We start from the raw sequence: 25,548 nt of genomic DNA, 5'->3' as shown, positions 1-25,548 counted from the left end.
GTTAATGTTGTCTTACCATGGTCAACGTGACCGATTGTTCCGATATTTACGTGTGGCTTATTTCTTTCAAACTTTTGCTTTGCCATTTTTAAATCCTCCCATAAGAAATTTAAGTGTTTATTTTAAGTGCATCAATTTTAATTGGAGCTGTTGAGCGGGCTCGAACCGCCGAACCTCTTCCTTACCAAGGAAGTGCTCTACCTGCTGAGCTACAACAGCATGTCACGACCTATTTTACAACACCGCCTGTCTAATTGTCAATATTCAAAAATCGTTTATAGCGTTGTTTATAGACAAAAACCTTGCATATTTAAACCTTTCATTGTATCACTATGTATTTCTTATAGCTTATTTCTTCTTAATGATTAGCCCCGCAATGCCTTTAGTTCGTTTTCATATAATGCCGTGAATTTCTGATGGGCCTCTAAAATCTCTATTTTTGTCATATTTGCATAAATCCTTAGTACCATTTCGGGGTCATTGTCTCCCAGCAGCATCTGCACCGATTTTAGATCTAAACCTTGCTTCAAAGCGTTGGTAGCAAAGGTGTGTCGGAAATACTCGTACCATAAATCAATGACCATTTCCACCCCTTTCGGGAAAGAAAGAGTCCTTATTGCAAAATTATTTCCAGTAGAACTATCATTTTTAATTTGCTTTATGATTGCTTTTTTACCGATTCAGATTGGATTATATTGTACATTTGGAAATTCAGGCTCAATTTAAAAAGAGCCCTTTTAGGCTCTTTTCTGGTTGAGTAATTAATAAATTAATTTTGTTGGGTATCTGTCTCTGAGGTTTCATCATAAGATTGAATAGCATCATCAGATTCTGTTAAATATTTTTCAAAAGCATCTTTCATAAGTTTGTCATCTTTGTTTTTCATCTTGAATTTCTTATCTTTGTCTGCTAAATCAAGCTTTCCTAAATTCATGTTAATTATAGAGTATTGTCCATTATCATTTTTCTTTAAGAAAAGTATATAGTTTTTATTCTTTTCTAAAGGTTGATAATCATCTCTTAACAATCTTTGCTTTCCTTCAACTGTTTGAATTATACTCGCAGGTTCGATTATGTTGAGATTGTCACCATTTTTTATTCCGTCTGCCCCCTTGAGCACTTTATTAACTTTAATATTTGTCAAGCTATAGAAATCTTCTAATGTACCATCATCAAAAAATGTTGCCTTATGTTCTCTATCTTCAAAATCTTGAGCGGTACTTCCAATAACTATAAGTTCTGCTCCCTTATCCAAACTACTTATATCATCATAACTTTTGTAACTTGATGCAATTGTTACATCAGATATAGAGTTATAAACTCCAAAGTAATATAATGAAAAACACAAAAATAACCCAAATACAATAAAAACGATTTTTTTATTTTTAATAGAAAATTCTTTAATATCCATGTATATATTTCCTTTCTCCTAAATGATTTTTAATTACCCCATTTTGCTTTTAATTGAGTTATATCATATGTTGTTGGTCCAATAAATTGAATCGCCCCTTCCCTCATAACTGATTCTACAGATGCAGTAGTATGAGCTAAACTAAGAGTATGACCTACTTCATGAGTAGCAGTTGACTTTACTTCAGCTGCATTCATGTTATAAGCCTTCATCTGATTGTCATACAATACAATTGTACTGTAAACCCATGTATCTGTAGTTTGTGCTGTTACTATTTGTCCTAAAAGATTTTTCTTGTATATAGCTGTTTGTCCCCATAAACCATTTGTTGCTGTGTTTCCGATATAATATTTATCAGGATAATCAGACGTACTGGTGGTAATAGAAAGCGATACTTTCGATGAAATATTATTCCAATTAGACATGCCCGCCATATAATGAGGAGAATAACCATAAGAAGAAACTGAGCTATCAAAATAAGCTTTGTAAACCGCACTGCTTCTTCCGCCTGTAAAAGTATCAGCATAGCAAAAACTTCCAGATGCTAAAGTTAGAATTGCAACAAGTACAATAGTTTTTGTGAATTTTTTTATCTTCATTTTAAATCCTTCCTTATCCAAAAATTTTGAAGTGAAATAATAAAATAATTTTATTTTTCACCCATAAGTATTATAAATTTTCCCCTTTGTAAACTTTATAAATACTTAATGAATTATAGCTCCTAAAATCAAACAAATCTCCCCTCCCTCTCTATTAATTGGAACATTCTTATTATAAATAAATCCTGCAAAAAAAGGGGTGTTTTACATAAAATGGCATTATATGGTTTAAAATGGCATACATTCATTAAATAAACATTCTTTATATCATAAAATATGGCTTTTGCTTATCTATTTACCCATCTATTTCGAACAATTACAGACAAAAGGTGCTCCTTATCTTCCTTACGGCTACAAACAGTATCAAGGACATTCATGATGGCTCCATCCGAAAAATCTTCTTCAACCAACGAATAATTGTTTATTATTTCTCCACGCCGTTTGTCTTGATAAGTCACATTAAAACCTTCACTTGGTTTAGTTCTTGCTCGCTCCGCAGCATTGACAATTCCGGCCGCATATTTCACACTAGCTTGTATCACGCCCGGAGTAAGGCTTCCGTTAAAAGCTCTAAATTCTATGGTCTTTTTCGTTGCAAAAGGTAAAAGATTAATACTTCTATACTTGTCTTCTCCAATCCTAGAAATGATGCTCTGAAATGCATTAGTTTCAGCCTCTTGAGGCATTACAGCCGTAATCCCACAATGGCTTTGTCGTCTGGCGGACTCGGTATACTGATCGTCTTCAGCGCCCCTGAACAGTCCTTGTTCGCCACCGGCTAAACGGTGAGACACATCCTCAAATCCTCCCGCCATTTTGAAAAATCTTCTCCACCGCTGTTTTTTACCATCTAACGCATTTTCTGCTCCTATATGTACATGCCCTCCAGTTTCAAAATTAACCTCTGCTCCGTGTCTCTTGGCCACCTCACACACAACTTCTAGCTGGCGCCAAGTTTCTGGGCTATCCGTCAGTATTGGAGATATAAGTTCCCCTCCTCTTGATCCACTTGTTACTGAGCCATCGCTTTCAAGCAACCATTTACCCGGAGAGGTCCTAGCATGAGTATGATATGTTTCCATTCGTGGTGAGTTGCATATATTAGCTGCTTCGCATTTTTGTCAAGCGAAGCAGCTTTCAGTTTCTCAATATCCTTGATTGCTTGCTTTGTATAAATAATCTGTGAATTTACTTGCATTAAGTTAAGAAGTCTGATATTATGCAAAAAAATAAACCGTAACAGATTCAGATTTGCTTGTAGCATATTACGGTAGTAGAGAAAAAGGTTTACCTGCGCTCGCCAAAGTTTAGGGTAAACCTTTTATTTTTATTGTTTATATTGCTCTAGATTAATTACCGTTCCTGCGGTTTTAGCTGCACTTATCTGTGCAGTAACTAAGTCGTAACTTTCAATAGGGATAGTTCCATCCTCTATAATTTTGTTTGCTTTTCGTAAAACATCATTATCATTCGCAGCTCTGATTTGTTTCTTTATTTTAATCGTTTGAACAATTTCTACTTCATAGTATCCCATGAGCATTCCTCCTTCTTAAACATTACCCTAAAGGCACTCTTTAAATTTGAATAAAAAAGAACCATACAAAAGCATGATTCTTATAGTAAGTATGTTCTCTATTCAATTCTTTATTTGTTCTCTATTTTGTTCAATCTCTTGCAGTCATTGCCGCCCTTTTGACCCGCATTGCAAAATAGTATTTTACACGGTTCATCTTCTATAATAGAAAGCATCAAAAAACCTGTCTCAAATAAAATCAGTAGTAAATGGAGGATACTATATTTATTTGAAGGCAGGTTTTTTTGATTTATATATTGAATTTAAGGAGTTACATATTTACATGTTAAGTTAAGGAGTCACATGTTAAGTTAATGTCATATTATGTGTTTATCTTATGTTTTTTATCTAATATAAGAATTTATCGTATCTGCACCTTCTTTATGAGCATGATAATAAACTCTTACTTCTCGATTTCTATCGAAATCAAATCTTGTTTCCTCTAATAGTCCATTTGCTTCAGCAGTCATTAGGGCTTCTACTACAGCAGGCTTTCTTAGAGCCTTAAAATTTCCATAGTCACCTTTTAGTGCATCGATCACATCATCTGCACAAGCTTCTTTAACAGTAGTGAAATACTTTAAAATAGCATAATTAAGTGGTTTCATATTATTACGCCTCCTTCTTTTTGAAAAAGTCTAAAGGATTTACAGCCATGATAAAGATACCTAGTGACATAACAACAGCTGCAACCCAAGCAATTGGTGGGATTGCCCATCCGTCTTGTCCAACGATTAATCCAAGGATAACCCATGAGCATAATGGCGTAAAGAATGAGTAGGTAGCATTGCAAGCCATCCCCAGTGCTGTGCCGCACATACTGTTGCCTTTATACCATAAGTTAAAGGAGTATACCGCAAAGAATCCGCTGACAACAAACCAAAGCATTGCCGGATGATCTGCTACAGCAGACGTAATCAGGTTCGCTGAAAGTCCTAGTCCACCGCCGGATAAAATTCCGAATAGAGGTACTAAGATGATTAAATTCGTCATACCTGAAGTGATCTGTCTAATGGTGATACCGATTTCATAGTCCACCATACTAGTTGCATATCCTGCTACGCAACCTTCAATTCCCCAGCCCAGCGCTGCGACAAACGCAACAACCATACCGAGTACAAGCCCATCCGGAGCATCTCCGCCCATTCCGGTACTTGCAATCATCAAGCTTGCTGCAAAGCAAATCGCGATACCAAACAAGGTACGAGGGGTAAGCTTTTGCTTATACAAGATACGGCTTAAAATAGCTGCAATTGCAGGGCATAAAGCAGTAATTGGAATAACGATGGAACCTGCCAGCTGTAGACAAATAACATACGCAGTTCCTGCAACCGGGCCTCCGGCAAGTGCCGCAAGTGCAATCAATCTGCCCGGTTTCGTTTTAACGGTTCTAACAAAGTCACCCAGTTTCCCTTTGAGTGCCGCAATGATAATAGCCCAAATTGCGCTTAGCATATCATTGATTGCGCTTCCTAAAGCACCCAACATATACGTAATCGCAAATGCAGGCAACACAGAATTAACGCCGTACCACTCAGACCATATTCCTGTTGACATACCCAAAGTTAAAAAACTTGAATAAAATCCGTAGCATAGTCCTGAAAGTAATCCAATAATAATTCCTCTAGTAAAAAAATTTGATGACAATTTGGTTTTTGCTATCAGCAGATCCGAAGGAACTGTTGAAGCATTTAGAATTCCATTCATAATAGAATCTCCCTTCATGGTGTTTAGTACGAAAGTGATTGTAGCCCTTACCCTATAGGGGAAGGTCAAGTGTTTTTTTGTATTTTCAACACATTTTTTGATTGAAATTTTTTACATATTTTGTTTTATAGAATAATTTTCAAAAAACTTACTTGATTTTCCATTTTAATTAGCAATCTTCACATAGTCTTCACAAACAATTAACACACAATTAACAAATGCACAAAAACCAAATCATTTGTTCCTTTATTAAAAATAAAGCAATATAGAAGAATTTTCATAATATCCCTCCCAATAAGCCATACTAATTCCTATCTTATTGATGTCAGTTAGGAGGTACATTATGTCACAAACAATTTCCCAAAAAATGCAGGAACGTGTCAGTTTTCATGATTCAGTAGAAGAAATGTTGATTCGTATCAAAGAAGACGGACTCTCCAGTGTATTTTCACGATGGGATCCACAGGAAAAAATTCGATGTAACTTTTGTCTTCAAGGTCTGAGCTGTCAGCTTTGTACACAAGGACCTTGTAGAATCAGTGATAAGGCAGGTGCCGATAGAGGTGTTTGCGGGATCGGCCCGGATGCAATGGCAATGAGAAGCTTACTGATGCGAAATATCATGGGTGCCGCTACCTATGCACATCATGCTTATGAGGCCTTTCGAACGCTAAAAGCCACTGGAGAAGGGAAAACCCCATTTACTATTACAGATGAGAATAAATTAAAATGGATGTGTGAAAAGGTTGGAATCCATACCAATCAAGAGGTCAACACGCTTGCGGTGCAGTTAGCTGACTTCCTTGACCATGAGATGAAAATAACACCAGACGAAAAAAGTCAAATGGTTGAAGCCTTTGCTCCGCAAAAAAGAAAACCAATATGGCAAAGTTTAAATATCTATCCTTGCGGCGTTCAGCACGAAGTAGAAAACAGCATCGCGAGCTGCCTCACAAATGTCGACGGGGATTATGTGTCGTTAGCAAAAAAAGCGCTCCGGTTAGGATTGTCTACTATATATACTGCTCAAATTGGATTGGAAATGACTCAGGATATTTTATTTGGTACCCCTATGCCTCATGAAGTGGATGTTGATTTAGGTATCATGGATCCTAATTATGTGAATATTGCCTTTAACGGACATCAACCTTGGGTTGGAGTAGCTACATTATTAAAAGCTAGAAAACCTGAATATCAAGAGATGGCAAGAAATGCAGGCGCAAAAGGTATTCACATTGTCGGTTCCATCGAAACGGGTCAGGAACTCCTTCAGCGGTTTGAGATGGATGATACCTTTATCGGTTTAATGGGTAACTGGTTATCTATTGAGCCATTCCTTGCAACCGGTACGGTGGATGCGCTCGTCATGGAGGAGAACTGTTCGCCTCCGGCCATCAACGAATATGCAGAAAAATATCAAGTTGCGCTTATCAGTGTCAGCACTATTATAGGGGTGCCGAATGTAGCGCATGAAATGCCATACTATCCGGCGGAAGTAGATGTAATGGCAGAAAAATGTATTACAATTGCCATTGAAAATTTCAAAAAGAGAAAAGAAACCATTGAACCACGTGTTCCACAGCATAAAATGAAAGCAATTGCAGGTTTTTCAACGGAAGCCGTATTGGGCGCAATCGGAAATGATTTAAATGTACTGGTAGACGTGATCGCAAAAGGGCAAATTAAAGGCGTAGTGGCACTGGCAAGCTGTTCCACCTTGAGAAATGGCCCACAAGATTGGAATACGGTAAATATCACAAAAGAATTGATCAAAGGCGACATCTTAGTCGTTGCCGGCGGGTGTGGAAACCATGCACTGGAAGTAGCGGGTCTATGCAATTTAGATGCGATTGAGTTAGCCGGAGAGGGCCTGCAAGGTGTATGTCGGGCATTAAAAATCCCGCCAGTCTTAAGCTTTGGCACTTGTACGGACACCGGAAGAATTTCTATGCTGGTAACCGCTTTAGCAGATCATCTGAAGGTGGATATTCCTGATCTTCCGATTGCGGTTACTGCGCCGGAATGGATGGAACAAAAGGCAACCATAGACGGTTTGTTCGCGGTAGCCTATGGCGCTTATACACATCTTTCCCCTACACCGTTTGTTACAGGCGCCCCTAACTTAGTAAAGCTTGTGACCCAAGATGTAGAGAGCTTGACCGGCGGAAAAATCGCCCTCGGAGACGATCCTGTTCAAGCGGCAAAAGATATCAAAGCCCATATATTAAAGAAAAGAGAGCACATGGGCTTACAATAATAGAGCAGCATACCGCCCATCAAATCAAAAGCTTCCCCTTAGGGGAAGCTTTCATATTCTACCAATAGGTTAAGTATGTTATCGTACACCTTCTATATGAATAAACCTTATATCCCTTATATTATACGTGGATAACGGCCGATTATCGGAGTCTATGCTATGGGCCGCTACTAAAATATTATCCAGGGTTGGCGGTTCTCCCATTGACACGATGATTTGAGTATGCTCAAAATCATTTCCATCGAGCCGAAGTTGTGAAAAGTCACCTATTTGTACTTTTTCCATTGGGGCTTCCGAGCCATACGGCCCTACTCCCTTATTATTAATTAAAAATTGATGAAAATATCGAACGGAAGTCCACGCCGGTGCTCGGCGATTGACATTGATGTAGTACCAGCCAAAGGTCGGCGTGTAGTTCATCACTTTCGCTCCCGCATATAGGCATTGCGAAGTAAAATTGGTACAGTCACCGCCTATCCCCTTGAAATCATAAAAAGCCGGATTTCTTCCAAAGGCCCATTTATGTGCATAGTTAACGGCTTCTTGTCTATTATAAGAATTGCTTAATAAGTGTAGCATTTTTTCATTCTCCTCATGATTTGTAATTTATTCTATGCATCCACTTACCTTTTGTTTAATTCATTTTGTTAATGAGAATATGATTTTCGTTATTCCTTTACCTCTTCAATGATTTTCGAAACGAGATCAATTCGCTTAAACGGAGTTATAATATAGTACCCATCCACATAATCTCCTATTTCTTTTGCGATTTGGACGGATAACTCCACCGCAAGCCGATCCGCCTCTTCTTTGGAAACCCCTTCGTACATTTGGATGATTTCATCTGAAACCTTAATACCGGAGATTTCATTATTCATAAAGCATGCGTTTCGGTAGCTTACAATCGGAATAATTCCGCCTAAGATAAATGCGTCCAATTCTTGATGTGCTTTTTTCAGATTTTCCATCGCCTGCTTCGTCAAAACAGGCTGTGTTAAAAACATAGAAACGCCATTTTCAATTTTCTTTTTCGCATGGGCCAACTCATTGTGAAAATTCCTTGCATTGACGTTTAATGCCGCACAAATGTTAAAAGGGGAAGAAAAAGTTCCTTCATTTAAATTGCGGATATAATTTGCCAGAACCGCAGAGTTAAAACTGAACATGCTCTTGATTTCATCGCGCTGTGCACTTGGAACCGGATCGCCCGTCACGACCAGTACATTGTTCACGCCTTCAATGTTTAACCCTAAAAGCAGCGCCTTTGTCGCATTAATATTTCGGTCACGGCAAGTCATATGCGGAATCGGCGTAATATCCAATTCTCTTTTCAATTTACACGCTAATAAACTGCTATCCACTCTCGCTCTCGCTATCGGGCAGTCAGCAATGGTGATTGCATCGACCTGATGCTCTTTTAATCTCTTTGCACTGCTTATAAAAAAATCAATTTCCGTATCAATCGGCGGATCTAATTCTACAGCGATTATTTTTTTGCCGCTTTTCATTTTTTCTAACAAACTGTTTTTGTTAGATTTTCTATCCACAATTTTTTCTTCCTCTTGATTATGCAGCACAATCTGATTCGGCGATAAATCTTTTAACTTGCGTACCATCTCTCGGATGAACTCAGGCGTGGTTCCGCAGCATCCGCCGATAATGGATACCCCGGTTTTAGCTATCTCCAGCATCTGCATAGCAAAATACTCTTTCGTATTATCGAAGAAAGTACGGTTATTAATGATCGTCGGATAACCCGAGTTCGGCATAATGGAAATCGTTTTATCTTTGATATTAAAAGTTTTTATGTATTGCAGTAAATGATAAGGACCGGAAAAACAGTTGAAGCCGCAAGCATCAATAGCGGGTTCCTGTAACGTTCTTTCGATGAGTTTTCTGCCGGATTCTCCCAATCGTGTATAGCCTTCCGGTGAAACAGCGAATTCAGCCAATACAAAAGTAGTTGAATTTCTCCCTTTGATATACCGGGCAAGTTCTGCTAAAAATCGATCTTCACTAAAAGTTTCAAAAACAAAATGAGTCGCACCTAACGCTAAAAACTGATCAATAATTTCAATATATTCTTTTCTTGCATCTACAGTCTCTGACGCCGGAATCGGCCCGATATCCGCAAAAACCAGCACATCTTTATCCTTGACCGCTTCCAATGCAATTTCATAGCCCTTTGAAATGACTTCTTGTACTAAATCAGCGTTGCCTTCCAGATATACGCGATTAGCTCCGAATGTATTGGTTCGGATTGCTTTGCATCCCGCTTCTATATATTGCTGATGAATATCTAAAATCGTATGTCGCTCATAAAGATTAGCAAGCTCACATCGGGACAGAGGATTTGGTGAAATAGTTGCATAATAGGTGCCCATTGCACCATCAAAGATTAATGGAGTTTCTCTCAATCTCATTTTTCACACCTGCTTTCTTATCACTTTTTATTATTTAAAACAAAGAAACAGATCGAAGTTCTGTTTCCTGACACATTCAGAAAATGGATTAAACATCATTATACCAAAGATGATAGATCATAGGGTAAGTTGAAAATACTATTGCTCGTTATAGTTAATAGCTATATCCGGTAATAGTACCCTCGTATCATCAGTTTTGGATCGCTTCGTTAAGCGAAAGAAGATATTGAACAGCAAGCTGACTTAAGGTAATATCTTTGTGCGCAATCCACCCCACTCGAATGCGTTCCGTCACCTCCAGAGGTACTGCAATGATCTCCGTTCCATTTAAATCCGAACTGATAACACCGGTAGAAATCGTATACCCGTTCAGCCCGATCAGCAGGTTAAACAACGTAGCCCGATCGCTTACACGAATGCTTTTTTTATGGGATAGGGTACTCAATATTTCTTCTGAAAAATAGAAGGAATTATATTCTCCCTGTTCAAAGGAAAGACACGGATACTCTTCCAGATCCTCTAGCATAACCACTTTTTTATCGGATAACGGGTTCGTCTTGCTGATAAAAACATGGGGATCTGCGACGAAAAGTTCTGTGAATTTTAAGTTATTTTCTTTAAATAATTTATTTAATACCTTCTCATTGAAATCGTTGATATATAAAATGCCGATTTCACTTCGGAGATTCTTTACATCATCGATGATTTCATAGGTTTTGGTCTCTCTGAGATTAAACTCATACTCATCTAATCCATATGTTTTGATTAAGTCTACGAAAGCATTCACTGCAAATGCATAATGCTGAGTGGATACCGAAAAATTCTGCGGTGAAGGTTTCGCATTAAAATAGCGTTTCTCCAGCAATTCCGTCTGCTCCATTACTTGTCTCGCATAACCTAAAAATTCTGCCCCTTCAACGGTCAGGCTGACTCCCCTGTTTGTTCGCTCAAATATGGTGATTTGAAGCTCTTTTTCCAGATCATGAATCGCATTGGACAGACTGGGCTGCGTAATATAAAGCTTTTTTGCAGCAATATTGATGGAACCGCACTTCGCAATCTCAATAGCATATTTTAACTGTTGTAATTTCATTTTTTCCGTTCCTTTTTTCCTTCTGCCAGTTTATCAAAAATTTCATATCCGTTATATCCATCCATTAAACTCTATTTAAAATTTAGAGTCTCTTAAACATTTATCAAGCATCTCTTTAAAATCGTGATCTTGAGAGGGTTTACGCTTAGGATGTCCCTTCATCCGGCCACCTGACAAGCGTATTTTCTTAGCAATATGACGCTGTGATAAAAGTGCATCGATATTATCATCATTATAAATAAGTCCATTTTGACTGATTACTATAGCTTGGCGGGCAAGGCACATTGCTGCAAGGCCATAGTCTTGGGTAATGACGATATCCCCTTTTTGAAGCATATTGACTAGTGCAAAGTCGACACTGTCCATACCCTTTGCTACTGTAATCGTCATCGCGCCCTCTCTTTTAAAAAAATGTGAAGTATCACATAACAGAATACATTCTATCTGATACTCTCCTGCTAATTTTATAGCAATGTCAATAACGGGGCAGCCATCTGCATCAATTAGTATCCTCATACCAGCTCCTTGAATGATTTTTATCCATGTATTCAGTATATTATCTCGCCAATCAACTGTAAATGTCTTTTCGCTTTATTTTTCATCATGTCTTAAAGGGTCTTTACGAAAAAATAATGAGCACAAGCATAACCCTTTCGTTATAACCCGCACTCATTATTATTGTTTCATCGTTATTTTATGATATCTGCTGAAGGGTTTTTTGAAGCCGGAATAATGCTTTCTACTTCAGCATGCGGACGCGGAATTACGTGAACGGAAATCAGCTCTCCTACACGCTGCGCTGCTGCAGCCCCGGCATCGGTTGCTGCCTTGACAGCGCCCACATCTCCTCGAACAAGGACGGTAACTAATCCGCCGCCAACATGTTCTTTACCGATTAAATATACATTGGCAGCCTTCACCATCGCATCGGCTGCTTCGATAGCACCAACTAAACCCTTTGTTTCGATCATTCCTAATGCATCATATTTCATTTTATACTCCTCCTAAAATATTATTTAAGCAATTTAATTTTTGATTGCGAATTTACATTCATAGCATTCGCTTCTTCCGTGTCAATGTGGCATTCGAGTGCAGAAGCATCATTTGCCCGTATCACAACATTCCGGTAAATGCCTCCGCGCGGCCCGCTAACCTCTATAGAGACAATTTGTTCGTCATGAACTCCGAAACGATAGGCATCCTCCGGTGTCATGTGAATATGCCGCTGTGCAACAATCAATCCTTCTGTCGTCCGAACGGAACCTTTCGGTCCGATAATGGTAATTCCCGGTGTTCCCTGCAAGTCTCCGGAAAGCCTAGGCTGAGATACAGTCCCCAGTTTAAAACAGTCACCTGACAGGATTTCAACCTGCGTTTTGCTTCGTACGGGGCCGAGAATTCGAACCTTTTCAATCGCTCCATTCGGTCCGCATATGGTTACGGTTTCCCTGCAAGCAAATTGGCCCGGTTGAGATAAATCTTTCATTTTTGTCATTTGATATCCTTCTCCAAAGAGAATATTCATATCATTTTGAGAGAGATGAACGTGGCGATTCGACACGCCTACCGGAACTTCCGGAGAGCTACCGGAGCTTTCGGGAGTCAGATTTTGTTGAATAGCTTCCAGCAATAGCTTCAATGCATTCTCATACTTGTCCACTATATTTTCCTCCCTTCATTGCATCGACAATTTCATGGATCAGCTTTAAAAGCTGTTCATTATCCGAGCAATTGTTGTTCGATGCACAGGAAGAAGAAGTTTGGGTTCCTCTGTCATGTTGAACAGAAGCACCACAAGTATTACAGAATAAACCTTTAAAGCTGGTGTCACTTTCAGCTACCGTACTGCAGTCTTTCACTCCATAGGCAACTCTTTTAATATTAATTAAGTGCATTGGGCTTACATTCTCGGAGACAGAGCTTCCTCCCCATGTCCCGCACCCCAGTGTAAAGGATGGCAGCAGCCGGGTGCTTATTCCTGTAGCACCTTGTGTACTGCCTGTATTGACTAGAATACGAGCCGCCGGTTTTTCAGCAAACTTCATAACCATTTCCTTACTTTCGGTATGAATACTCATGCTATGCCCGATGCCGTTCTGGAGCAATTCAATGCAAAGCTCACAAGCTTCATGCCAATCTCTTACGGTATAGAAAGCCAGTACGGAAGTCAGCTTTTCATAGGACAACGGATAATCCGGTCCGACTCCTTTTTGTTCACCAATCAGCACTCTGGTTCCGTCAGGAATAGAAATACCTGCAGCAGCTGCAATAACCTGAGGAGATCTCCCCACAAATTTTGCATTCATGGCGTGACCGGCTTTAAATAGAAGTCCGCACACTTTTGCGGTTTCTTCCGGTGTCATAAAATAACCGCCTTGCTTTTTAAACTCAGCGACAACCTGTTCACGGTTGCATTCTTCTACAATGACAGACTGTTCAGAAGCGCAAATAGTGCCATAGTCAAAATTCTTACTGGCCAAGATATTTCGAACCGCCTGCGGAATATTCGCCGTCTTTTCAATATAGGCCGGGCAGTTCCCTGCGCCGACGCCTAAAGCGGGCTTTCCTGAACTATAGGAGGCTCTTACCATACCAGGTCCTCCTGTAGCAATAATCATCTTTACTTCTTTGCTGTCCATCAATGCTTTCGTGGCTTCTGCCGTTGGCATCGAGATGCAGTTAATGATATTCGCCGGAGCGCCTGCTGACACTGCCGCATCATGCATCAGCTTTGCCGCCTTCATGGTGCATTTAGCTGCGGAAGGATGAGGCGAAAAGATGATAGCATTTCGTGACTTGACTGCAATCATTGATTTAAAAATAGCTGTAGACGTCGGATTGGTCGAAGGTACAATTCCCATTAATAATCCAACCGGTTCTGCGATATCCATTAACATGGAATCCGGATCCTGATGGATTACGCCAATCGTTTTCATGTTTTTTATGGACTCATAGAGGATCTTGGAAGCCAAATAGTTCTTATAAGCCTTATCCTCCGCCTTACCGAACCCAGTCTCTTCCACCGCCATCTGCCCTAAGCTTACGGCATTTTCCTGCGCTGCCTTCACCATATTACATAAAATTTTATCAATCTGCTCTTCAGAATAGTGTGCAATTTGTTCTGTTGCAACCTTTCCTATACGGGCGAGGTCCCTCACTTCTTGTACAGATCGTAGGTCAAAGTCAAAATTCTCCAAAGGTGATCACTCCTTTCCTTTTCTCATAAAGGTTTTTGTATTTATAAACAGTACTATTTTTTTCTGTAGTAGTTTTCAAACTCTGCAAGAAGCATCTTTTTATCTGTCTTGGAAATCAAATTTTCCGATATGCCAAACTCTTTGTATTGTCGAGCTAAATTTCGAAGTTTTACCACCTTCAATTTATTCAAAATGCCTACGACGATTTCTATACTGTAGTCTTCTACCGCTTGATCTACTTTCTCTTTATCAATCTGTTCCAAATCCATTTCTAATGATACCGCTTCTTCTGTTCCATCCGTAACTTCCCTTACCGCAGAGCCGTTACTGTCTTCTTGCTCCTCCACGACCGAAGCCTTACTATTCTCCTGTAGTATTGTCCTGTTCGGCTGTTCTTTTATCAAACTCTTTTTACCATAGGATTGCTTTGGAGGACCAATCAATTGTTCCAATTCCTGATGAGGCCTCGGAATCACATGCTGTGAGATCAGCAAGGTACTATCCAGCTGCCGGACTGCTGCTGAGCCCGCTTCCACAGATGCTTTTACTGCTCCGACATCACCGGTAACGGTGACGGTAACAAGTCCTCCTCCAACATATACCTTTTCAACCAGAGATACTTGCGCCGCTTTCAGCATTGCATCTGCACTTTCGACAGAAGCAATCAAGCCTCTCGTTTCAATTAAGCCAAGTGCCTTCATTTAATATCCTCCTCTGCGGTGCATCCTAATAGGTTGCATAGAATGCTTTCATCTTGTTCGGTGAACCAAAGGTCACTTTAGCGCCCTTCGGGAAGAATACGGCATCGCCGGCATATGCAGTATAAGTCTTGTCTTCTGCCGCAACAGTCAAGGTCCCTTCTACTACATAGTAAAGTTCCTGACAAGCACATTCCCAATCAAAATTACAAGTTTCAATGGTAATAAATCCTGCATTCATTGAGCAGCCGTCGTCGGCATTAATAATCTCTTGATAGAATACTTTGTCCTTCGGATTTCCTGTATCCAGCACCTCATATTTTACCGAATTGCCTCGAACAATTTTAAGTCCGCATTTGTCTTTTTCGGCAATATAAGGACCGCATGAAATATTCTCTAAAACCCCACTTAACTGGCCCTGATCAGCTAATGCTTTCAGAACAGAATAAATCATTTCACTGCTGATCTCTCCGTCACCTGTTTTCATCGGTTCCGAGCTTTTTACCTTGCAACAATCAGTCTGTGTAGAAAATTCCACGCCACTAGCCTGTGCAGCGTCTTGAGCAGCCGGTGTGATAATTGTATCTGAATCCATATAGAATACCTTCTTTCCTTGTTTCGCAAACTCTTCAATTTCTTTCGCACAAATTAATTTTTTCATGCCTTCACCTCCTTTCAATACCTTCAATAAATTTCAATAATTAAAACAGTTGACCTATCGCTTGAGAAGGAGAAGGGATAACTGTTTTATTTAAGAATATCTTTTCTCTACCTTTTTGAGGATGATTGTTAGCGTTTTCATCCATAACTGTAAATCCTCTTTCTTTTGCCAGATCTCTAGCGGCCGGCGTAAGGATGGTGTTTTCATCAAGGGTTAAAATTTTTTCACTTTTCTTTTCTAACTCTTCTATATCTTTCATGCAGATCAGCTCTTTCATCTTCCCCCTTTTGTAAACAATAATATTTATTGTGTTAACTAAAACAAGGATGGCAGCAAGCGGTCTGACGGAGAAGGGATGATCTCTGCATTAACCAGCAATCCTTTTTCATCGGCAATCTCTTTTCCCGCTTCGACTCCGGTTTCAACGGCCGCTACATCGCCGGTAAATACGAAAAATGCTTTCCCTCCCAAGCCATTGCCTAAACGCAGTTCCAACGGTTCTAAATGAGCAGCCTTCAAAACGGCATCCGCAGCAATCACCATGGATGCACAAGAAAAGGATTCCATGATCCCTAATGCTTGAATCTCATCCGGCATCGTCGCTCCGGTAAGAGCCGGAAAGACTAATGGGTTTACATTCGGAATGATGGTGGAGTCTACGAAATATTCTCCCGCGACCCGTTGCCCGATTTCAACAGAATCTTTTACTGCGGCCACATCGCCATGTACAATCGTAATATATTTGCCGGGGCATACCGTTTGAGCCGTTACCACCTCTACTTCAGAAATTTTCACCATTTGATCGGCCGTATATACACCTCGCGCGATGCTTGTAAATTCAACCATACCTATCGCATTTGCCATACTATGCCCTCCTTATTACAATAAAATCATTATTGATTTCAGTTACATTTCCGGAAATGCTTGCATGAATTGCAGCACCTAAGCTATCTTCCGGAATTTTACCGATGAGCTGTCCCTGCTTTACAGCATCTCCGACCGAGACAGCAGGTACTGCAGGCGCACCTACATGCTGCCTGGTCGCAATGTGAACGAACTCCGGCTCCATTTGAATCACCTTCATAGGCGCCGACTTATCAAATTCACTCAGTCCTAGTCGCGCCACCAGACGTTTGCTCGGAAGCAATCGGTATTCACGGCTTTTACGCGGATGTAATTCCGTTTGCGTCGGTTTATACTTGATATCCTGCTCGATTAATTTCTGTCGTATATAGATATTAGCCGACCTCGGATTAATGCCAACCGGACAAGCAAACAATTCACATAAATTACACTGAGAGCAAAGGAAGGAGATTTTCTGGTCTTCCGTATTTGACAACGAATAATTTAAACTTCTTAACATCTTGTGCGGCTGCATATTGTGCCCTAGAAGATAACGAGGGCACATATCGGTACACATCCGACATTGCTCACAGGCAGCCTTGTTCACTCTTTTTGCTTGCTCTACACTGGATGATTTTTTTCGAATCAACATATGGGTCTTTTTTAGAAGAATAAATCCTTTATTCTTCTTGGTTACATAACCGTCTAAATTGCTCAGAACCGGACCCATCATCGGTCCTCCGTCAATAACGGCATACCCTTCAAAATTTTCAATGCCGCTTAACTTCAATACATCACGGATAGGTGTCCCGATAGGCACCTTGACAGTTAGACGATTTGGAATATCTCCGGTAACCGTAATAAATTTATCGATAACAGGCTTCCCTTGTAAAGCATTATAGATATTCAGCACCGTTTCCGAATTGATTACCACACATCCCACCTGAATCGGAATCCCTGTCTCAGGAACAACACGACCAGTTAATTCGTATACAAGAACGTGTTCATCCCCTGCAGGATAGACATCCTGTAATTCCTTGACCTCAACAAAATCCCCTAATTTTAAAACTTCAATCCTGTTTCGTAAAATGGAAATCACGTTTTTATGCTTATTCTTGATTCCTATGATGGCTTTTTTCGCTTCCACTATTCTGCCGGCTGCTTCAAACCCTTTGATGATTTCATCCGGATACAGCTCCATCAATTGTTGATCCACCCTTAAAAGCGGTTCACATTCTGCTCCGTTCAGGAGAATATATTCTGCTTTCGATGCCAATTTCGCATGGGTAGGAAATCCAGCCCCTCCTGCACCTATAATACCGGCCTCTTTTATCTGATCAAGAATATCCATACTACTACCTCCCAAGTTACTCAAAATGGCAATCTTCATCTATGATGCCAATGACAACCGCATCGACAGGAATAGCATCATCTTCCAACATTCTGCGAGCTGATGAGCCCATACTGATAATCACTCTATCCCCGACTCCTGCACTGATTTTATCTGCAACAATAAAACGTTCTCCCGCATTGAGGCCGCCGATTACTTCTGCCAACATAAATTTCAATCCATTGAGTGCTTCTGCTTTTCTTGTTGCCCATACATGGTCAATCAGTCTTGCTGCTATCATGAATCTGTTCCTTCTCTCATTGTCTGTTTAATCTCCTGTATGGCGGATTCTACAGATGAAGTATCGCCAAAAATTCCAACCATGATCATATTGTTCGGGCAGTTTCCTCTCAGATCGGAGACTGTAACATCTGCCGTTTTTTCTGCAATATCCGCAGCGCAGATCATTTCAATCATTTTGCCCTGCAACAATCCGACCGCATCAATTCCCCTTAATTCTTTATTGGTGCTGGTTCCCATACGGTGCTTAATAATATCTAAGGTCCCTGGAGAAGGCGTCTTAATTATTCGAATATCCATCTTTATCTCTCCTCTGTTCATTGACTTTTTTCTGGCATTCTTTTCCGTCTACCGCTAAGCAAATCAGTTGTGATAAATGATTAATCAGTGAATACACTTGACCCAGTATTTGCTCCGATAACATCTCTTCTACGTCACCGTTCTCATAGGCTTCCATCAGTATAGGCTCTATTTCACGAAGAAAACAACGCAGCTGGTTGATGAGTAAAATTTCCTTGCCCTTTTTAAGCTGCATGTGAAATGCTGTTACTTCAAAGCAGTCATCGATGTCACTGCAAGCATTTTCTTCATTGATCGCCGTGCATGCTTTGCATGAAAGCGTTTCCATACTTGATTTTCCTTCCAGTACCTTTTGAATCACTGCGATTTGTTTACTCATCTCAATGATCTTTTGTGTCAGGAAAATATCTTCTTGTAAAATGGCTTCGGCTATTGTCAAAAAAGCGGCTTCTGTAGATTCTAATTTACTCGTCAGTTTTTTTAATCTCCACTTTTTCTTAGGATTTAAACGTTTATCATCCTTTGTATTTCCTGCTTTCTTCTTCGCATTCAGATCACCCATGGCCATAGCAATTCCGCGGTCTGCCAGAAATTGGCGGGCGCCCGGTGTTAACTTTGAGCCTGTCTCTACTTCATAAGCAGTAAAAGGTTCTTTTTTATATAAGTCCCGTAAATCATCTTCAATTATAAATTTCAACCTCATCCCTCCTACTACTTTTTATCTTTGTTTCTTCTATTATTTCGTCAGGTTCGCGTGATGGCAGTTGCATCAAAACCGAGCATTTCTTTTAACGTTTTATTCACTGCATGCAGTGCGGTTTCGACACTCTGAACATCACCGTTTATAACGACAGATCCTGTGAAACGGTCCAAAAATCCAATTTGCACATCCGCCGTTTTTGTTGCAATATCGGCTGCTATGATGGCTGTTTCATAGGGTGTCAAAGTCAATATACCAATGGCTCCTTGATCCTCTATTCCTAATCGTTCGTAGATGTCTGACATAGGGGAAGCAATAATATGAGCGATGGTAACTTGCTTGCCCGGAACGGATTCTTGTATGATACGCTGTATTCCTTTTTCGCCAACTGTCATCAAATCATCCTTTCCTTACGATCTTGTCAATCGTAAAACAGTCTAATGCCGAATGACGGAAACCGGTAAATGATGCTGTTTAATCCAGCCCTCTATTCGGTTTAAGTCTTCCTCACTCAAGGACGGATCATCATACTTCTCCAACGGATATTCCAATCCCAGCTGTTTATATTTATTGACGCCCATTTTATGATAAGGAAGCAGATCGATCCCCTTAAAATTCTTATAAATTAGAAACGGCTTTACCAATTGAACGACTCCCTCAATATCACTCTGACTGTCGTTGATCCCCTTTAGCAAAGGCATCCTTATTTTCACATTATATCTTCGATGAATGAGTTCTCTCAGATTACTTAATATCAACTCATTTCGAACTCCAGTAAATTCATAATGCCGTGCGGAATCAATGTGCTTAATGTCATACAGAAATAAATCGGTGAATTCTGCCACTTGAAGTACATGCTCCAGTTTTGCATAACCGGACGTTTCAACTGCCGTATTAATACCTACTTGTTTGCAGGCCATCAGCAAGTTTGCAGCAGCATCATGCTGCATCAGCACTTCACCGCCGCTTAAGGTTACGCCGCCGCCGGAAAGCTCATAAAACATTCGGTCTTCTTCGATAATTTCAAGAAGTTCTGAAATGGTTTTTACCTCTCCCACAACAGAGAAAGCAGATTCGGTGCATGCCGTTTCACACTTTCGGCATCCAATGCAATCAATTTTATAATTGATTGCATGTTTCTGCGTCTCCTTTGAAACGCTGTGCTTTCCAACCGGGCAGACAGCGGCACAAGCTTGACCGCAATGGGAGGATACATTTTTGCTCATTACTTGATACTTACGCTCCAAATTTTCGGGATTTGCACACCATTTACAGCGTAATGGGCAGCCTTTAAAGAATACAATCGTTCGAATTCCCGGTCCGTCGTACATATTATATTTCTGAATATTGGATATAAATGCCTTTCTTTCAATGACACTTGTCTTTTTATTGCCCATACTTTATCTCCGTTTGATTATCTTATTTCCGAAAAAAATCGAAACGCTGCGCTTTTATAAATGGGTCAGCATTGTTCTGCTTATGATTTCATCCTGTACATCCTTGCATAACTCTACGAAGAATGCGCTGTAACCTGCTACACGTACGATTAAATCACGATAATTTTCCGGATGCTTCTGCGCTTCCAATAACGTATTATTATCCAAATAGTTAAACTGCATTTCACCGTTACCGAATACTGAAGAAGCTCGAAGCAATGCAATGATTCCTTCTTCTCCTTCCGGTGTATCCAACAATCCTGCCATCAGTTTAAAGTTATGCACCATACCGATGTTCATGCTGTCGCAAGACATTTTTGAAACGGACTTGACGATCGCTGTAGGGCCTTTATAATCTGCTCCCTGAGTAGGACTGATCCCATCTGACAGCGGAGACCAAGCCCGACGTCCGTTGGCAGACGCCCCTGTCAATTGACCGAAAGGTGTATTGTTTGAAATGGATAACGTCCCATGACTTAATACGGAATACAACGTTTTGTATCTTCGATGCTCCGTCTCAGTGGTATTGATTAAATCCGCCGCGATCATATCCGCATAATCGTCATCGTTGCCAAACTTAGGTGCACCCAAGCACTCGTTCAGTACCTGTTCATACCCTTCAAAGTCGGCTTTTAAGGCCTCATTTAGCTGCTGCAGGGTATATTTCTTGTCATCAAATACAAGTTTTTTGATAGCCGCCATTGCATCCGTATAGGTCGCAAGCCCGCTCCAGATAACCCCGGGTCCAAAATTGTACATTGCTCCGCCGGCGGAGACATCCTTTGCATTTTCCATACAACCTTCATACATAATGGACATTAAAGGCTTTGGTGCAAGGTCTCGGTGAACACGCTGTGATATAACGGTTGCAATGCTGGACAGCTTTGTAATATATCGTATTTGTTCTTTAACGGCATGTTCGAATTCTTCAAATGTTTTATATTGGTTAATATCTCCGAAATCCGGTGTCACCTGTTTTCCGTACCATAGCGGTACACCGCGATTTAAAACAAGCTCAATGCAAATCGGCCATTGGGTATAAGCCGTTGAAGTCCACTGGTATAAACGTCCTGACTTCTGAGGTTCCACACAGCCCATCAAGCAGTAGTCTCTTGCATCCTCAATGGAAACTCCTTTCGAAAGCATCATCTTGATATGTGTATCATCGAAATGGCAAGCTGGGAATCCCATACCGGAACGGATTACATCAACAATCTTTTTCATATATTTCTGTGGCGATTTGTTATGAATACGGCAAGCTAAGGAAGGTTGATAAATCTTTACATGTCGTACTGCATCCATCAGAAGATACGTCAAATCATTGGTTGCATCAAATCCATCACGTGTGACCCCGCCCACGCACATATTAACAAACGGCTGATAGCCGGCAAAATACTTTGATCCGCCTTCACTGGTAATCCACATCATTTCGGACATCTTAATCAACATACAGCCTGACAGCTCAAATGCTTCAAAGTCACTCATCCGGCCTGTATCTTTATCATTTTTATAGTAAGGATATAAATACTGATCCGCACGCCCTATTGACATCCCGGTCTGATTTTCTTCTACTACAAGCAGGGATTCTATTGTCCAAACGGACTGAATGGCTTCCCAGAAAGAGCTTGGCTTATTTGCGGGTACTCTTGCATTGACTTCAGAAATTTTCTGCAATTCTGCCTTACGTACCGGATTTGTCTCTTTTACTGCCAATTCAGCGGCATAGTTCGATAGCCGCTTTGCATAGATCATCACGCCTTCCGTTGTATCAATCATGGCTTTATAGAAATAAATCTTCTCGATATCTTCCGGATTTTTATAATCCAAATTTTGCAGATGTTCTTTTGCCTCTTTCTGAATATCAAGCATTCCTTTTTTCATCAGGATGACATCGTATCCCGGATTAGAGTCTCCGCCTCCATTTACGGCATGGTAAGAGCAATCCGAAACAAACGATTCTCCTGAAATTTCCCAAACTCCGGCTTCACGATACTGGTCTTCGCAATATTCATCTACGGATTTCCCCGCCCAAAATGGAAATAATTCTTCACGCATGATTTTCTTATCTTCTTCTGAAATAAAGAATGGGTCTTGCGGACGTTTATCAATGGTGTCGATTTCATCTAGCATCCATCGCCATGCAATATCGGGAGAAAAAGCACCGGCACGAGGAGCGCCGCACGGAGCGCCCACAATCAGCTCATGATCCTGGATCACTAAAGGGGCTGTTTCACAGCAATATTTAAAGCACTTTGCACGAAGTAATATCTTAGGCATACCAGGATTTTCCTTCGCTATTTTGGTAATTGCTCTGGCACGGTGAGTCGTGATGGAAGGAACCTGTTTCAAATAGTTCTCCTTCAACTTCTGCAAGCGTTCTGTAATTCCGTTCGGAACCCCACCGCCTGTATTGCTATACCCTTCCGTTTTAACGGCACAGTCATCTTTCGCTATATGTTGAGAAACACTTTCGAACATCTTAATAATGGATGCTCTTTCTTCCGCAGACATCTTTTGAGTAGCTTCTGCTAATTTATTTGAAAACTCTCGAATATCCAAATTTCTACCCTCTTTCTAAAATTTTTGATTACCTATTGACGGGATTTAGGCTTATTGAATTTTTTAAAGCATGTTCCGAATCCCTATTTCTCAGTTCTTTGATAACACCTTCCAGCACATTTTGTACAAGCTGTATATTTTCTTTCTTCTGCTCTCTTTTTTCCGGTTGTTCCTGCTGCACACTTACTGACGGCTTGAAATAGGTCGTTTTAATTTGATCTGCCGTTCGTACACCATAGCCTACTTTACGAACATAGATCAGATTCATTGGGGACACATTATCCGAAGTAATGCCTTGCCCTGCCGAACCGCTTCCCAATGTCATCGCAGGAAACAAGTTGGTGGTCGCTCCCATGCTGCCAAAGATAGCCGGTGTATTCACTAAGACTCTTCCCACCGGTTTCTTCAGTGCAAATTGACGAATGACCTCTTCATCATTTGAATGAATCACCAACGTATTTCCGGTTCGCTCACTCAGAAGTAATTCGATACACTTTTCACATGCATCCATCCAATCATCTTCAATGTAGTATGCTAAAACAGGGCATAGTTTTTCCTTTGAATAAGGATTTGCCTCAAACACATATCGCTGTTCCGATATCAGTAAAACGACGTTATCCGGTACATAGAATCCGGCTCTCTTCGCCAGCTCCTGCGCTGTTCTCCCAACCAATTCCGGTTCTGGGCACCCATCGGATAAGAACAACATGGTGCCGAGCCTTTTTGCCTCTTCATCCGTCATAAAATACGCCCCGTTATTTTGCAGCTCCCGCTTCACTTCTGCGGCTATACAACTATCCACAACGATGGATTGTTCCGCTGCCGACACCATCCCATTGTCAAAGGTTTTGCTGACAATAATGTCTCGAACCGCTTGTTTGATATCCGCTGTACGTTCAATAAATGCCGGGCCGTTTCCTGTTCCTCCGTATATGACCGGTTTTCCTGATTCATACGCTGCTTTCAGCATCCCCGGAACACCTGTATTCATCACCAATGAAGTAGATTTATGATTCATAAGCTCTGCTGTTCCGCTGCGGGTAACCACCGATAAGTAAGCGAGAGCTCCTTGCGGCAATCCATAGCCTTCTGCCGCACGAATTAGAATATCTAACACGGCGTGCATTGTTTTTTTCGCTCTCGGATGCGGCGAAAAAATAATGGCATTTCCGGATTTAATGGCAATCAAAGCTTTATAGATAGTGGTGGATACCGGGCTGGTGGCAGGACAAAGGGCTACGATGACCCCTATTGGTACGCCTACATCCATCGTCCTGTTCTTTTTATCCTCATGAATGATTCCTACGCAGCGCAAATTTCTAAGACTGTTGCGTAGATACTCACAAACAAATCGGTTTTTTATCAGTTTGTCTTGCCACCTCCCGTAGTCCGTTTCTTCCTGTGACAATTTAGCAAGCTCACTGGCATGCTTTCCAACTTCCTCCGCCATACGTTCAACAATCACGTCTAATTTTTCCTGCGGAAAAGTAGTCAGCATCTTCTGTGCCTCATGAGCATTTTCCACAAGAATCCGAGCTTCTTGGATGGAGAGCAAATCATTATCAATAATATTCATTCCGGCCTCTCCTTTTCTTTCCTACAATAAGATTATTTCTAAACATAGAAGCCGCTTTAAGCCAATAATTTATCTAATGCGTAACGGGCAATAATCTTTTCAAGATCCTGATGAGGTCTTGCGATAACAACAGAGCTATAAAGATTTCCATCTTCCATTTCTTCCACAGCCTTAACACCAGCTGCAACAGCTGTCTTACAAGCACCTACATCCCCTCGAACTAAAACAGAAATATAGCCGGATGCTACATTTTCGTATCCGATTAATTCAACATCTGCAGCCTTGCACATTGCATCCGCTGCTTCTAAAACAAATACCAATCCAAAAGTCTCTATTAAACCAATTGCTTCATAATTTGCCATCTGAATGATTCCTTTCTTCCATTATTTCTACGCATCAATGTCATGAACGGAAACAATGTCTCCTACCGCCTTAATTGGGCGGGGCATAACATTCTGCGCGGTTAATTTACCTATTGCCGCTGCCGCCGCTGCGCCTGCTTTTACTGCAGACCGAACTGCTGCAACATCACCCTTTACCATGATGGTTACCAAGGTCGAGCCTATATTTTCATAAGAAATCAGTTCAACATCAGCTGCCTTTAACATTTTGTCCGCCGCTTCTATAGCAGGAACCATGCCTAATGTTTCCACTAAGCCCAAGGCTTCTTCACCGTAATATCTCATGCTATTTTCTCCCTTCAATTTTAAAATCAGCCGCATATATACTGACTAATAAAAATCAGTCGAAGTGTATCCTATATTTAGTTAAGCTAATTATTCGTTTTATTATTTGCTTGTCCGTCTATTTTTATTTGTAAAATCATAACTTTTTTGAAATTTCCACCGCAACAGCCAAAATTATTCCCAGTTAATTTTATTTTAG

General features: G+C 40.6%; 30 protein-coding genes and 1 tRNA gene. 1 reads left to right on the top strand and 30 read right to left on the bottom strand.

Features of this window, described 5'->3' with window-relative positions; genetic code table 11:
• The 9 genes from JYB65_RS13955 to JYB65_RS13915 form a co-directional block, all read right to left on the bottom strand.
• On the bottom strand, nt 1-86 hold an 86-nt coding region (locus JYB65_RS13955; RefSeq protein ID WP_206583309.1), incomplete at its 3' end, for a GTP-binding protein.
• A gap of 56 nt (nt 87-142) precedes the next feature.
• Nucleotides 143-219, bottom strand: a tRNA-Thr gene (locus JYB65_RS13950).
• A 146-nt stretch (nt 220-365) separates the two neighbouring features.
• Complete coding sequence (locus JYB65_RS13945; protein ID WP_206583305.1) at nt 366-584, bottom strand: tyrosine-type recombinase/integrase; 219 nt, start codon at nt 582-584, stop codon at nt 366-368.
• Nucleotides 585-769: 185 nt separating this feature from the next.
• A complete protein-coding gene (locus tag JYB65_RS13940) occupies nt 770-1,411 on the bottom strand; it encodes a hypothetical protein (protein WP_206583304.1) in 642 nt (213 codons plus the stop codon).
• Between the two features lie 29 nt (nt 1,412-1,440).
• Nucleotides 1,441-2,010, bottom strand: coding sequence for a zinc metalloprotease (locus JYB65_RS13935; protein WP_206583303.1), 570 nt, complete (start codon nt 2,008-2,010; stop codon nt 1,441-1,443).
• A 287-nt stretch (nt 2,011-2,297) separates the two neighbouring features.
• Nucleotides 2,298-3,092, bottom strand: coding sequence for an amidoligase family protein (locus JYB65_RS13930; protein WP_280634506.1), 795 nt, complete (start codon nt 3,090-3,092; stop codon nt 2,298-2,300).
• Between the two features lie 245 nt (nt 3,093-3,337).
• Nucleotides 3,338-3,544: a hypothetical protein gene (locus JYB65_RS13925; RefSeq protein WP_206583301.1), complete on the bottom strand. Its 207-nt coding sequence runs from the start codon at nt 3,542-3,544 to the stop codon at nt 3,338-3,340.
• Nucleotides 3,545-3,927: 383 nt separating this feature from the next.
• Nucleotides 3,928-4,191: a hypothetical protein gene (locus JYB65_RS13920; RefSeq protein ID WP_206583300.1), complete on the bottom strand. Its 264-nt coding sequence runs from the start codon at nt 4,189-4,191 to the stop codon at nt 3,928-3,930.
• A gap of 4 nt (nt 4,192-4,195) precedes the next feature.
• Nucleotides 4,196-5,290: a hypothetical protein gene (locus JYB65_RS13915; RefSeq protein ID WP_206583299.1), complete on the bottom strand. Its 1,095-nt coding sequence runs from the start codon at nt 5,288-5,290 to the stop codon at nt 4,196-4,198.
• A gap of 343 nt (nt 5,291-5,633) precedes the next feature.
• Between JYB65_RS13915 and cooS the strand changes: the two genes are divergently transcribed.
• Nucleotides 5,634-7,547: an anaerobic carbon-monoxide dehydrogenase catalytic subunit gene (cooS, locus tag JYB65_RS13910; protein WP_206583298.1), complete on the top strand. Its 1,914-nt coding sequence runs from the start codon at nt 5,634-5,636 to the stop codon at nt 7,545-7,547.
• A gap of 78 nt (nt 7,548-7,625) precedes the next feature.
• On the opposite strand, the gene JYB65_RS13905 is transcribed toward cooS, so the two are convergent.
• The 21 genes from JYB65_RS13905 to JYB65_RS13805 form a co-directional block, all read right to left on the bottom strand.
• Nucleotides 7,626-8,126, bottom strand: a complete 501-nt coding sequence (locus tag JYB65_RS13905; RefSeq protein WP_206583297.1) for an amidase domain-containing protein — start codon at nt 8,124-8,126, stop codon at nt 7,626-7,628.
• Between the two features lie 89 nt (nt 8,127-8,215).
• On the bottom strand, nt 8,216-9,970 hold the full coding sequence (locus JYB65_RS13900) for a bifunctional homocysteine S-methyltransferase/methylenetetrahydrofolate reductase (RefSeq protein WP_206583296.1): 1,755 nt from the start codon (nt 9,968-9,970) through the stop codon (nt 8,216-8,218).
• Nucleotides 9,971-10,160: 190 nt separating this feature from the next.
• A complete protein-coding gene (locus JYB65_RS13895) occupies nt 10,161-11,063 on the bottom strand; it encodes a LysR family transcriptional regulator (RefSeq protein WP_206583295.1) in 903 nt (300 codons plus the stop codon).
• A 75-nt stretch (nt 11,064-11,138) separates the two neighbouring features.
• Nucleotides 11,139-11,579 (bottom strand): YaiI/YqxD family protein, encoded by a 441-nt coding sequence (locus tag JYB65_RS13890; protein WP_206583294.1) that lies wholly within the window; start codon nt 11,577-11,579, stop codon nt 11,139-11,141.
• A 173-nt stretch (nt 11,580-11,752) separates the two neighbouring features.
• On the bottom strand, nt 11,753-12,055 hold the full coding sequence (eutM, locus tag JYB65_RS13885; protein ID WP_206583293.1) for an ethanolamine utilization microcompartment protein EutM: 303 nt from the start codon (nt 12,053-12,055) through the stop codon (nt 11,753-11,755).
• A 20-nt stretch (nt 12,056-12,075) separates the two neighbouring features.
• On the bottom strand, nt 12,076-12,723 hold the full coding sequence (locus tag JYB65_RS13880; RefSeq protein ID WP_206583292.1) for a phosphate propanoyltransferase: 648 nt from the start codon (nt 12,721-12,723) through the stop codon (nt 12,076-12,078).
• On the bottom strand, nt 12,710-14,260 hold the full coding sequence (locus JYB65_RS13875; protein WP_206583291.1) for an acetaldehyde dehydrogenase (acetylating): 1,551 nt from the start codon (nt 14,258-14,260) through the stop codon (nt 12,710-12,712). The genes JYB65_RS13880 and JYB65_RS13875 overlap by 14 nt, the downstream gene beginning before the upstream one ends.
• A gap of 53 nt (nt 14,261-14,313) precedes the next feature.
• Entirely contained in the window at nt 14,314-14,961 is a 648-nt protein-coding gene (locus JYB65_RS13870) for a BMC domain-containing protein (protein ID WP_206583290.1), read from the bottom strand.
• A 25-nt stretch (nt 14,962-14,986) separates the two neighbouring features.
• Entirely contained in the window at nt 14,987-15,619 is a 633-nt protein-coding gene (locus JYB65_RS13865; RefSeq protein ID WP_206583289.1) for a cupin domain-containing protein, read from the bottom strand.
• 40 nt (nt 15,620-15,659) lie between these two features.
• Nucleotides 15,660-15,878, bottom strand: coding sequence for a hypothetical protein (locus tag JYB65_RS13860; RefSeq protein WP_206583288.1), 219 nt, complete (start codon nt 15,876-15,878; stop codon nt 15,660-15,662).
• Nucleotides 15,879-15,934: 56 nt separating this feature from the next.
• The gene (locus tag JYB65_RS13855) at nt 15,935-16,483 is read right to left on the bottom strand and encodes a BMC domain-containing protein (protein ID WP_206583287.1); all 549 of its coding nucleotides are present in this window, start codon (nt 16,481-16,483) and stop codon (nt 15,935-15,937) included.
• 1 nt (nt 16,484) lies between these two features.
• A complete protein-coding gene (locus tag JYB65_RS13850) occupies nt 16,485-17,813 on the bottom strand; it encodes a 4Fe-4S dicluster domain-containing protein (protein WP_206583286.1) in 1,329 nt (442 codons plus the stop codon).
• A gap of 16 nt (nt 17,814-17,829) precedes the next feature.
• The gene (locus JYB65_RS13845) at nt 17,830-18,093 is read right to left on the bottom strand and encodes a EutN/CcmL family microcompartment protein (protein WP_206583285.1); all 264 of its coding nucleotides are present in this window, start codon (nt 18,091-18,093) and stop codon (nt 17,830-17,832) included.
• Nucleotides 18,090-18,392 (bottom strand): BMC domain-containing protein, encoded by a 303-nt coding sequence (locus JYB65_RS13840; RefSeq protein ID WP_206583284.1) that lies wholly within the window; start codon nt 18,390-18,392, stop codon nt 18,090-18,092. The genes JYB65_RS13845 and JYB65_RS13840 overlap by 4 nt, the downstream gene beginning before the upstream one ends.
• Nucleotides 18,373-19,089 (bottom strand): hypothetical protein, encoded by a 717-nt coding sequence (locus JYB65_RS13835; protein ID WP_206583283.1) that lies wholly within the window; start codon nt 19,087-19,089, stop codon nt 18,373-18,375. The genes JYB65_RS13840 and JYB65_RS13835 overlap by 20 nt, the downstream gene beginning before the upstream one ends.
• 47 nt (nt 19,090-19,136) lie before the next feature.
• Nucleotides 19,137-19,487: a BMC domain-containing protein gene (locus JYB65_RS13830; RefSeq protein WP_206583282.1), complete on the bottom strand. Its 351-nt coding sequence runs from the start codon at nt 19,485-19,487 to the stop codon at nt 19,137-19,139.
• 42 nt (nt 19,488-19,529) lie between these two features.
• Nucleotides 19,530-20,489: a choline TMA-lyase-activating enzyme gene (gene cutD, locus JYB65_RS13825; protein WP_206583281.1), complete on the bottom strand. Its 960-nt coding sequence runs from the start codon at nt 20,487-20,489 to the stop codon at nt 19,530-19,532.
• A gap of 54 nt (nt 20,490-20,543) precedes the next feature.
• On the bottom strand, nt 20,544-23,087 hold the full coding sequence (gene cutC / locus JYB65_RS13820) for a choline trimethylamine-lyase (RefSeq protein WP_206583280.1): 2,544 nt from the start codon (nt 23,085-23,087) through the stop codon (nt 20,544-20,546).
• A 28-nt stretch (nt 23,088-23,115) separates the two neighbouring features.
• Entirely contained in the window at nt 23,116-24,663 is a 1,548-nt protein-coding gene (locus JYB65_RS13815; protein WP_206583279.1) for an aldehyde dehydrogenase family protein, read from the bottom strand.
• Between the two features lie 56 nt (nt 24,664-24,719).
• Nucleotides 24,720-25,025: a BMC domain-containing protein gene (locus JYB65_RS13810; RefSeq protein WP_206583278.1), complete on the bottom strand. Its 306-nt coding sequence runs from the start codon at nt 25,023-25,025 to the stop codon at nt 24,720-24,722.
• Between the two features lie 27 nt (nt 25,026-25,052).
• Complete coding sequence (locus JYB65_RS13805) at nt 25,053-25,349, bottom strand: BMC domain-containing protein (RefSeq protein ID WP_206583277.1); 297 nt, start codon at nt 25,347-25,349, stop codon at nt 25,053-25,055.
• Between the last annotated feature and the right edge of the window lie 199 nt (nt 25,350-25,548).

Origin of the sequence: Clostridium aminobutyricum, from assembly GCF_017255415.1 — a bacterium.
In the GTDB taxonomy this organism is placed as follows: Bacteria; Bacillota; Clostridia; order Peptostreptococcales; family Anaerovoracaceae; genus Aminipila; species Aminipila aminobutyrica.
The sequence above is the reverse complement of the archived record's forward strand: the minus strand, read 5'-3'. Positions and strand labels throughout refer to the sequence as shown.